Below are 10,083 nucleotides of genomic sequence, written 5' to 3'. Positions count from 1 at the left end.
CTGCACGCCGTGCTGGTGTCCAGGCATGAGGATCACGCCACTTTCGACGAAGCTTTCCGGCTGTTCTGGAAATCGCGTGAACTGATCGAGAAGATGCTGGCTATGTTTTCGCCGGTGGCACCCGACACCAGGGAAAAGCAGAAGCCGCGCGCCGCTGAAAACCGGGTCAGCCAGGCGATGTTCGAGGGCCACCAGAAGAACCAGCCGCCACAGGAAATTCCCGAGATCGAGGTCGACGCCCGCTTCACCTTTTCCGGCAACGAGGTGCTGCGGGCCAAGGATTTTGCCCAGATGAACGCCGCCGAGATGGCCGACGCCAAGAAGGCGATCGCCGAACTGCGGCTGCCTTTCGACATGGTGCGGACCCGGCGCTTCAAGGCCGATGCGCATGGCCGCCGCATTGATCCGCGAGCCATGATGCGTTCGGCCGCGCGCACCGGCGGCGAACTGATCCTGCCGAAATTCCGCTCAGCCCGCGAAGTTCATCCGCCTTTGGTGGTTCTGGCCGACATTTCAGGCTCGATGAGCCAGTACACGCGCATCTTCCTGCATTTCTTGCATGCACTGACGGAAAAAAGGCGTCGCGTGCACACCTTCGTCTTCGGTACCAGACTGACCAATCTGACCCGGCAGATGCGCCACCGCGATCCCGATGCAGCACTTGCCGACTGTTCTGCGGCGGTCAAGGACTGGTCGGGCGGCACCCGCATCGGCGACACACTTGCCGAGTTCAACCTGATATGGTCGCGGCGCGTGCTGGGGCAGGGGGCGGTCGTGCTTCTGATCACCGACGGGTTGGAGCGCGACGATGTCGACGGCCTGTCGGAGGAAATGGAGCGCCTGCACAAATCCTGCCGGCGGCTGATCTGGCTGAACCCGTTGCTGCGCTTTGACGGTTTTCAGGCGCGCGCCCGTGGCGTCAAGGCGATGCTGCCGCATGTCGACGAGTTCCGCTCGGTGCACAATCTCGATGCGCTGGCCGATCTCTGCGCGTCATTGGACAAGAAGTCGGCACAATCCGTCGATCCGCGCCGATGGCTGGACGCTGGCGCGAGGCACGCCGCATAACCATATCTTTCCCACCCGGAAAACAGATCCCGAGAAAAACAGACTTCTGGAGAAACGGTCATGGAAAGCAGCATTTATCTGGATGAGGCCCGCGACCCGCTGATCATCGCGGAGGGCTGGATGAAGGACGGCAAGGACGTGGCCATCGCGACTGTGGTCGAGACCTGGGGTTCGGCGCCCCGACCTGTAGGCAGCCATCTGGTCATCGACGCCGACGGCAATTTCCACGGCTCCGTCTCGGGCGGCTGCGTCGAAGGCGCTGTGGTCAGTGAGGCCATCGACGTCATCGACAGCGGCAAGGCCAGGATGCTGGAGTTCGGTGTTGCCGATGAGACCGCATGGCAGGTCGGCTTGTCCTGTGGCGGCCGCATCAAGGTGTACGTGGAAAGACTGGGCTGATCTCGGATGGATCCCTACGCCTTAAAAATTTTGAACGCCGAACGACGCGCTCGCCGCGCGGCGATCCTGGTCACCGATCTCGGTGACGGCCGCGACCGCATCGTGCGCGAAGGCGATCAGGTCGCCGGCGATCTTGGCGCCGCGATCGCCAGGGCGTTCCGCACAGGCAACTCCGGTTCGGTCGAAGCAGAGGGGCGGAATTTCTTTCTCAACGCGCATCTGCCGCAGCCGCGTCTGGTCGTGATTGGCGCTGTCCATATCAGCCAGGCGCTGGCGCCGATGGCCAGGATCGCCGGCTATCCCGTGGAGATAATCGACCCCCGCACCGCCTTCGCCACGCCGGACCGCTTTCCCGATGTGGCGCTTCATGCCGAATGGCCGGAGGATGTGCTGAAGCGTCAGCCGCTCGACAGCTATACGGCGCTTGCCGCCGTCACTCATGACCCGAAGGTCGATGATTTCGCGCTGAAGGCCGCGCTCGACGCCAACTGTTTCTATGTCGGGGCGCTCGGTAGCAGGAAGACGCATGCCAAGCGGGTCGAACGCCTGCTGGCGCTGGGCGCGAGCGCCGATCAGATCGCCCGTATCCATGCGCCGATCGGGCTCGACATCGGTGCTGCCAGCCCGGGAGAGATCGCCGTTGCGGTGTTGGCCCAGGCAATCCACGCCTTCCGCTCGCGCGGTCTCGATGCCAAGGGCGCGGCGGCGTGAAATTCGGCCCGATCCCGATCGAGACCGCGGAAGGCGCGGTGCTGGCGCACTCCACCACCGCCGGCGAACGCCGCTTCCGCAAGGCGCACAGGCTGAGCGCTGAAGATGTGGCGCTGCTGCGGGCTGCCGGTGTTTCCGAGGTCGTTGCGGCTGTGCTGACTGAGGACGACCTCGGCGAGGATGCGGCCGCGCAAACGATTGCCGAGAGCATGACCTTTCGCGGGATCGAAGCCAGGCCTGCCGCGACCGGGCGGGTCAATCTCCATGCCAAGGCGCCGGGCATCTTCACGGTCGATGCCGCTGTCATCGATGCCATCAATGCCATTGATCCCGCCATCACCATCGCCACGCTGGCGCAGCATGCGCCGGTCGAGAAAGGCCAGATGGTCGCGACCGTGAAGATCATTCCCTTCGCGGTCAGTTCAGCGCTGGTCGACGCTGCGACAGAAATCTGCGCCGCGGGCGAGATATTTGCCGTCAATGCCTACCGGCCCGTGCGTGTCGGCGTCATCCAGACGGTTCTGCCGGGCATCAAGCCTTCCGTGCTCGACAAGACGCTGCGCGTCACCGAAGCGCGGCTGGCGCGTACGGGCGGCAGGCTGACTGCGGAGCGCCGCACGCCGCATGAGGTCGCGCCAGTGGCGGAGGCCGCGGTCTCCCTGGCGCGCGACAACGACATGGTGGTGATCTTCGGCGCTTCGGCGATGAGCGATTTTGCCGATGTCATTCCCGCGGCGATCGAGAAGGCGGGTGGTGCAGTCATCCGCGCGGGCATGCCGGTCGATCCCGGCAATCTGCTGGTGCTCGGCACGCTCGATGGCAAGCGCATCATCGGCGCGCCCGGCTGCGCCCGCAGCCCCAAGGAGAATGGTTTCGACTGGGTGCTGGACCGGTTGATCGCTGGCCTCGACGTGACGGCCAGGGATATTGCCGCCATGGGGGTCGGCGGGCTGTTGATGGAAATCCCGACACGGCCGCAGCCGCGCGAACCGCTGCCGGCCAAAAGCCAGCTCAAGGTCGGCATCGTGCTGCTGGCCGCTGGCCGCTCAAGCCGCATGGGCGGGCCGAACAAGCTTTTGGCGCTGTTCGACGGCAAGCCGCTTGTGCGCCGCACCGCCGAGCGGGCGCTCGGCTCGAAGGCGTCCGGCACTGTCATCGTCACCGGCCACCAGCGCGAGCGGGTGCGCGCTGCGCTGGTGGGCCTCGACGTGACCTTCGCCGACAATCCCGATTTTGCCGAGGGCCTGTCCACCTCGCTGAAAGCCGGCATCGCCTATCTGCCGGAAGATTCCGCCGGCGTGATGATCGTTCTCGGTGACATGCCTGATATCACGTCCGATGACCTCGACAGATTGATCGATGCTTTCCGCAAGGCCGGCGGCAACGCGGTGGTCCGCGCCTCGCATGACGGCAAGCGCGGCAACCCTGTGCTTTTGCCGCGCTCGCTGTTTCCGGCGATCGCCCATCTCGAAGGCGACACAGGCGCGCGCCATCTGGTCGAGACCGAAGGGCTCGATGTCATCGATGTCGAAATCGGCGCGGCGGCGTCAGTCGATGTCGACACACGCGAGGCGCTGGAAGGCGCCGGCGGCGTGCTGCAGGATTGACAAACCCAAGCCGAATTACGCATGCCTTGGACATGTCTATCCGCTGCCAAATTTTCTGTGCCTTTGCAGTCGCGACCGCGTTGCTGTCTCCGGCCGCGCAAAGCCAGACGCTGTCCTTAAAACCCTTCAAGGACGATCTCTTCGCCTATCCGGCCACGCTATCGTCCGACACCAATGGCGCCTATACCGTCATCGACTACCGCGAGATGCGCGATATCAACCAGCGTGACCAGGTGCCGGAGCGCCGGGTAAACGCCCAATACACCGACACCGGCGTCCGCAAGATGCAGCAGGATCTGTTGCTGAAAACCGATGCCGGCGATGTCAGGCATGTCGCCGCAGGCAAGACCGAGGGCGCCGGCATCATCGTGCTTTATCTGCACGGGCAGGGCGGCAGCCGCAAGCAGGGTGTCGACGACTTCACCTTCGGCGGCAATTTCAACCGGCTCAAGAACCTGATGGCCGGCAATGGCGGCCTCTATCTCAGTCCTGATTTCCCCGATTTCGGCGACAAGGGAGCGGCGCAGGTGGCGGCGCTGATCGGTCATTATGCCGAACAGTCGCCAGGCGCGAAGATCTTCGTCGCCTGCGGCTCGATGGGCGGCGCGCTATGCTGGAAGCTGGCCGCGCGCAAGGATACAGGCGGACGCATCAATGGCCTGCTGCTGCTCGGTTCGCTGTGGGATGAGAGCTTTTTCACCAGCCCGGCCTTCAAGCGCCGCGTGCCGGTCTTCTTCGGCCAGGGCAGCCACGACGTCGTCTACCCCGTGGCAAAGCAGGAGGCGTTCTTTCGCTCGATCCTGACCAAATCGAAGACCTATCCGACCCGCTTCGTCCGCTTCGAGACCGGCACCCATGGCACGCCGATCCGCATGACCGACTGGCGCGGCACGCTCAACTGGATGCTGTCGAAGGCGCCCTGATCGACGCAGCCTGCAAGCTCGTGTGATGCTCAGGGCGCGGTGTTATAGTCGACAACCGTCTCCGGATTTTGCTCGCCGTCATAGGACGCATCGACGTCATACTGGACCAGCGAAAAATTGCCGTTGCGGAACAGATACGTCCCTGCGTCGGACGCATCGCCGATGCCGCGCCACTTGTTGAATGTTGTGATCGTGTGGGCAGCCTCATCATAGTCGGAATTGACCGCCCAGCCGGACGTCTGGAAACCGACGATACTCATGCCCAGCAATTTGCCGTTGCTGTCATTGTTCTCGTAGCGGATGTCCATCTTGGGCTCGGCGAACTGCAACTGCTGCACGCCCGACACGTCGTCGGTCATGTAGTAGATCGAGCTTTCATTGTAGGCCGCGGCCGAACAGGAAAAATGGAACAGCCGCGTCTCCTTGTCGGGTTCGCCGGGCTGCGCATCCTTGTCCTTGTATTTAATCGAAAAAACGGTCGGCTCATTGGCAAGGAACTGCTTGTCGCACTGGTCGCCATAGGTTGCCAGAAAGGCCTTCTTGGCCTGCTCCAGTGCGGTGTCTTTCTTTGGCGGTGGCGGCCCGTCGCCGCAGCTTGGCGGCAGCGCCTCTTCGAAATCGGCGGTGGAGGGTTTCAGCGCGCCTTTTTCGATATGGATCGGATCGAAGGGCGGCTCCGCCTGGATCTGGGCATTCACCTGGCGCAGCGTATAGCAACCGGCAAAGACCTTTTCGCCGCCGGCCTTGTCCGTCGCGCGAATGGCGACGGGGACGTTGTAGAAAATGCTGCCAGCCGCACCTTCGTCGGAAACAGCTCCGGTCTCGACCTCGACCTTGTGGGTCCCATCAAAACCCTTGACGAAACTGTCGAAATCCTTTGCCGGCTTTGTATCGCTGAAATACCCCCAGGCGCGGGCGAATTCGTGCCGGCTGATGGCGCTGTACAGCGAACGGACAACCGCGTCGGCGCTCGACCGATCGTCGATATAGGGCGCTTCGGGGGCATCGTCGGCAGCCAATACCGTCTGGCCGATCGGTGCCAGGGAGAGAAAGGCAGTCGCTGCGAAAAGGGCGCGTCTCATCGGGAACCTCCGCTCGATAGAGGATTCTACGACGGCGATTGCGGCAACGTGGTGACGCAGGCTCGACGGACTTGAAGAATCGCGCGCGAAGGCGCTACGTCGCGTCCGCCGGCGTTCGGCCGGACAGGAGATTTGACGTGACGATATCGATGTATGAGGCGTCCGTGCCGGTGTTTTCGGCCAGGCTGAAAGCGCTTTCCGATGTGCTGGCGACCGCCGAACAGAATGCGCTTGACCGCAAGATCGACCCGCAGGTGTTTCTGACGGCGCGGCTGGCGCCAGACATGTTCGCCTTGACCAGGCAGGTGCAGATCGCCACCGATCATGCCAAGGGCGCGCCGTCACGGCTCGCCGGGCGCGACGTGCCGAGATACGAGGACAACGAGGCGAGTTTCGCCGAAATTCAGGCGCGCATCACCAAGACCCTCGACCTTCTGGGCACATTTTCGGCTGCCGAGTTCGACGGCTCCGACGACAAGATCATCGAGCTGAAGCTTGGCGGACGGGAAAGTTCGATGCCCGGCCTGCAGTATCTGCTGCATGTGGCTATGCCCAACTTCTATTTCCACCTCACCACGGCCTACGACATTCTTCGCCACAATGGCGTGCCGTTGGGCAAGGCGACATTCCTGGGAACGCGCTAGGGAATTGAGTTTTTGGAGATGTCCCGGATCGATCCGGGACATCACCGGAAGTACCTAGCGAACGGACATTTCGCGGGCGATGCGGGGGAAGTCGGCCGGCTTGATACCGATGTCGGCACGGTCGGCATTGCTCATCGAATGAAGCAGCGCGAGCGCCGAGCGGTATCTCAGATGCTCCTGCGGCCGCGGCCGGGCGAACATTTCAGTGAAGAAACCCATGATTCAAGCCCCAAATTGGTCCTCCACATCCGCCAATATAGGTGAATCGTGACAATTGTGCAGTGCAGCATTTGCATACCTGCCATGTCTTGGCGAATTTTTCGACATTTTCTCTAACGGGCGAAACTTTTGGCCGGTGCGTATCGTAGCCTCGAACGCTGGCTACATGGCCGGTTTTTCCTCGCCACACCTGGCGAATTCCGGACTGCAAAAAAATACAGTCTGAATTTTTGTTTCTTGGGGTTGCGGTGGGTCAAGCGGTGCAGGCGACGGCTAAATTCGTTAAGATCGGTGGCATGCATTTTTAACGAGCCGGTTCTATGCTTCGGTACCCGAATGGTCGGGCGAGGGGGAGGCTGACATCGCTACTGGCGCCAAGCGGGATTTCGCTTCGTTGCTCGACGACCTCTTCATCGCCCCCGACAAGAATGGCGAGGGCGAAGAGGCCGGCGCTCGTCCATCCATCCCGTTTGACTATCTTTCGGTGGCCGATGAACTCCATTCCGGCCGCATCAAGGTTTCCGCTGCCGAATATCGCGAGGCGGGCGCGGATCTGGCGACGGAATTCGCCGCCTTGCTCGATCATGCCAAGCTGGCTCTCGCCGGCGAAGAGCCAAAGCCCGAGGAAAAGCTGCCGCCGATCGATCCCGAAGCCATCGCCGTCGAACTTGGCCTCGATCAGCCCAGGCAGGTCGCCGACTTCAGCCGCATGCGCCGCCGCTTTGCCTTTGCCAACCATCCCGACCGTGTCGCCCCGCATTTGCGCCAGCGCGCCATGATCCGCATGCAAGTGGCCAACATGCTGATCGACGAGGCCAAGCGCCGTGCACTAGCCGGTGCTCGCCGCTAACCCGGCTGGTTCACGCAAAAGTCGGTCTGGCGAGGCTTGGAGAGCGGCTCTGCTTTGCCTATAGATGCGGCTTCCTCCGCGCAGTCGCGCCAGCCTTCCTCCGGAGCCGAATTTCATGCACAAACGCCGTCTCGGTCGGACCGATCTTCTTGTGACCCAGATCTGCCTGGGCTCCATGACCTGGGGCCAGCAGAACACCGAGGCCGAAGGCCACGCCCAGATGGACCTGGCTTTCTCGCGTGGCGTCAATTTCATTGACACCGCTGAGCTCTATCCGATCCCGCCCAAGGCGGAGACGCAGGGACGGACCGAAAAGATCATCGGCAACTGGATGAAAGCCAAGGGCAACCGCGACAAGGTGATCCTGGCCTCGAAGGTCGTCGGCCGCACGGCCAACAGCTGGTTTCGCGGCGACAGGCCGTCGCAACTGGTGCGCGCCGACATCTTTGACGCCATCGACAAGTCGCTGGCCAAGCTCGGCACCGACTATATCGACCTCTACCAGATCCACTGGCCGGAGCGGGATATCCCCTGGGGCGGCAACCCGACGCGCGTCGGCGCCGTGTCGCCGCGCGCCGATTCCGTCGGCGCACCGGCCGACGAAACACCGATCGCCGAGACGCTTGGCGTCTTCGACGAACTGGTGAAGGCGGGAAAGATCCGCCATTTCGGGCTGTCGAACGAGAGTTCCTGGGGCGTGATGCGGTTCCTTGCCGAAGCCGACAAGGGCATCGGCCCGCGCGTCGCGTCGATCCAGAACGCTTACAATCTCGTCAACCGCACTTTCGAGGTGAACCTCGCCGAGGTCTGTGAGCGCGAGCAAGTGTCGCTACTGCCCTATTCGCCGCTGGCACAGGGCTATCTCACCGGCAAATACGACCATGGCGCGCGACCGCAGGGGTCCCGCTCGCAGCTGTTCAATCGCGGCCAGCGCTACGAGACGCCAGGTGCCGCTGAAGCACAACTTGAATACAATGAGCTGGCGCGCTCCTTTGGCCTGGAGCCGGCACTGTTTGCCAATGCCTATGTCTCGAGCCGGCCGTTCGTAACCTCCAACATCGTCGGCGCAACGACGCTTTCGCAGCTCGACATGGCGCTGTCTTCTGTCGACGTCACCTGGACCGAAGAAATGCAGAAGGCGGTGGACGCGATCCACCAGCGGGTCGGCAATCCCTGTCCTTGAACGGGATTGGCCGCAGGCCGAATATCCAATGATTACAACGGGAGCGAGCAGCAATGAATTTTCCAGTCGAGGCAGTGCGTGAAAAATTTCCGGCTCTCTTCCTGACCGACAAGGGCCGCCGCCGCATCTATCTCGACAATCCTGCCGGCACGCAGGTGCCACAGGCGGTGGCGGACGCGGTGTCGCGCTGCCTGTTGACCACCAATGCCAACCTTGGCGGCTTTTTCGAAACCACGGTCGCCGCGCAGGCCGTCGTCGACGACGCGCACCAGGCCATGGCCGATTTCCTTGGCGCCGCCAGCCCCGAGGAAATCATCATCGGCGCCAACATGACGACGCTGACCTATCACATGTCGCGCACGCTCGGCCGCACGATGCAGCCCGGCGACGAGATCATCCTCACCCGCATGGACCATGAGGGCAATGTGTCGCCCTGGCTGCAGCTGGCCGAGGATCTCGGGCTCGTCGTGCGCTGGCTGCCGTTCGATGAAAAGAGCTGGCAGGTCGAAGAGGCGACGCTGGCCGGTCTGTTTTCGGAGAAGACACGGCTGGTCGCGTTGAACTACGCCAGCAATTTGACCGGCTCGATCAATCGGGTGAAGGCGCTGACTGCGATGGCCAGGAATGCCGGCGCCCTTGTCTATGTCGATGCCGTCCAATTCGCGCCTCACGGTCTGATCGACGTGCAGGAGCTCGGCTGCGATTTCCTGATCTGCTCGGCCTACAAATTCTTCGGCCCACATATGGGCATATTGTGGGGCCGGCGCGACGTCGTCGAGACGCTGGAGCCCTACAAGTGCCGCTGCTCTTCCAACGGCCTGCCGGAGCGGTTCGAACTCGGCACGCCGCAGATCGAGCTGATGGCCGGTCTCACCGCCGCGGTCGACTACTTTGCCGACCTTGGCGCGGCGGCGGGCGAGGGCGGTTCAAGAAGGCAGAAGATCGCCAAGGCGTTTGCGGTTTCGATCGCCTATGAAAACCCGCTGGCGCAACAGCTGATCGATGGCCTGTCCGATGTCGAGGGCCTGACCATCCACGGCATCACCGATCCGAAGCGGCTCGGCGAGCGCGTGCCGACGGTTTCCTTCACCGTCGATGGCATCGTGCCCGAAACGATCGTGCGGCAGATGAACGCCGAAAACATCTTCCTGTGGTCTGGCCACAACTATGCCTGGGAGATCGTCCACCAGCTCGGCATTCCGGCCGAGCATGGCGTCGTGCGTATCGGCATCGCCCACTACAACACTGCAGCCGAAATCGACCAGACGCTGGAGAGCGTACACCGTGTGATCGCCATGCTCAGGCAGCAGCGCTCCTGACGCTGGCTTGAGCATTCACCGCGTCTTGCCGCCGAAGCCGGTGAGGAACGCGGTGAGATTGTCGCCGAGTTCGTCGCA

The 10,083-nt window shown here is 62.7% G+C and carries 11 protein-coding genes; 9 read left to right on the top strand and 2 right to left on the bottom strand.

Annotation, left to right across the window (positions count from 1 at the left end):
• From EN939_RS09615 to EN939_RS09595, 5 genes are all read left to right on the top strand, one after another.
• On the top strand, window positions 1–1,068 hold a 1,068-nt coding region (locus EN939_RS09615; RefSeq protein ID WP_127267831.1), incomplete at its 5' end, for a vWA domain-containing protein.
• A 60-nt stretch (window positions 1,069–1,128) separates the two neighbouring features.
• The gene (locus EN939_RS09610; protein ID WP_127267830.1) at window positions 1,129–1,467 is read left to right on the top strand and encodes an XdhC family protein; all 339 of its coding nucleotides are present in this window, start codon (window positions 1,129–1,131) and stop codon (window positions 1,465–1,467) included.
• Between the two features lie 6 nt (window positions 1,468–1,473).
• Window positions 1,474–2,178, top strand: coding sequence for an XdhC family protein (locus EN939_RS09605; RefSeq protein WP_127267829.1), 705 nt, complete (start codon window positions 1,474–1,476; stop codon window positions 2,176–2,178).
• Window positions 2,175–3,785 carry an NTP transferase domain-containing protein gene (locus tag EN939_RS09600; RefSeq protein ID WP_127267828.1) on the top strand — a complete coding sequence of 537 codons (1,611 nt, stop codon included), beginning with the start codon at window positions 2,175–2,177 and terminating at the stop codon, window positions 3,783–3,785. The genes EN939_RS09605 and EN939_RS09600 overlap by 4 nt, the downstream gene beginning before the upstream one ends.
• 32 nt (window positions 3,786–3,817) lie before the next feature.
• A complete protein-coding gene (locus tag EN939_RS09595; RefSeq protein ID WP_127267827.1) occupies window positions 3,818–4,708 on the top strand; it encodes an alpha/beta hydrolase in 891 nt (296 codons plus the stop codon).
• A gap of 29 nt (window positions 4,709–4,737) precedes the next feature.
• On the opposite strand, the gene EN939_RS09590 is transcribed toward EN939_RS09595, so the two are convergent.
• Window positions 4,738–5,790 carry a DUF1176 domain-containing protein gene (locus tag EN939_RS09590; protein WP_127267826.1) on the bottom strand — a complete coding sequence of 351 codons (1,053 nt, stop codon included), beginning with the start codon at window positions 5,788–5,790 and terminating at the stop codon, window positions 4,738–4,740.
• Window positions 5,791–5,927: 137 nt separating this feature from the next.
• On the opposite strand from EN939_RS09590, the gene EN939_RS09585 reads away from it, so the two are divergent.
• Entirely contained in the window at window positions 5,928–6,434 is a 507-nt protein-coding gene (locus EN939_RS09585) for a DUF1993 domain-containing protein (RefSeq protein WP_127267825.1), read from the top strand.
• Between the two features lie 54 nt (window positions 6,435–6,488).
• Here the strand turns inward: EN939_RS09585 and EN939_RS09580 are convergent, their stop codons facing one another.
• Window positions 6,489–6,653, bottom strand: coding sequence for a hypothetical protein (locus tag EN939_RS09580; protein ID WP_023706483.1), 165 nt, complete (start codon window positions 6,651–6,653; stop codon window positions 6,489–6,491).
• Window positions 6,654–7,047: 394 nt separating this feature from the next.
• Here EN939_RS09580 and EN939_RS09575 point away from each other — a divergent pair, with 394 nt between their 5' ends.
• The 3 genes from EN939_RS09575 (at window position 7,048) to EN939_RS09565 (ending at window position 10,005) form a co-directional block, all read left to right on the top strand.
• Complete coding sequence (locus EN939_RS09575) at window positions 7,048–7,503, top strand: hypothetical protein (protein ID WP_127267824.1); 456 nt, start codon at window positions 7,048–7,050, stop codon at window positions 7,501–7,503.
• A gap of 115 nt (window positions 7,504–7,618) precedes the next feature.
• On the top strand, window positions 7,619–8,686 hold the full coding sequence (locus EN939_RS09570) for an aldo/keto reductase (protein ID WP_127267823.1): 1,068 nt from the start codon (window positions 7,619–7,621) through the stop codon (window positions 8,684–8,686).
• Window positions 8,687–8,739: 53 nt separating this feature from the next.
• Window positions 8,740–10,005 carry a cysteine desulfurase-like protein gene (locus tag EN939_RS09565; protein ID WP_127267822.1) on the top strand — a complete coding sequence of 422 codons (1,266 nt, stop codon included), beginning with the start codon at window positions 8,740–8,742 and terminating at the stop codon, window positions 10,003–10,005.
• Window positions 10,006–10,083 lie beyond the last annotated feature (78 nt).

Source organism: Mesorhizobium sp. M7A.F.Ca.CA.002.05.1.1, from assembly GCF_003998335.1.
Lineage (GTDB): Bacteria > Pseudomonadota > Alphaproteobacteria > Rhizobiales > Rhizobiaceae > Mesorhizobium.
The sequence above is the reverse complement of the archived record's forward strand: the minus strand, read 5'-3'. Positions and strand labels throughout refer to the sequence as shown.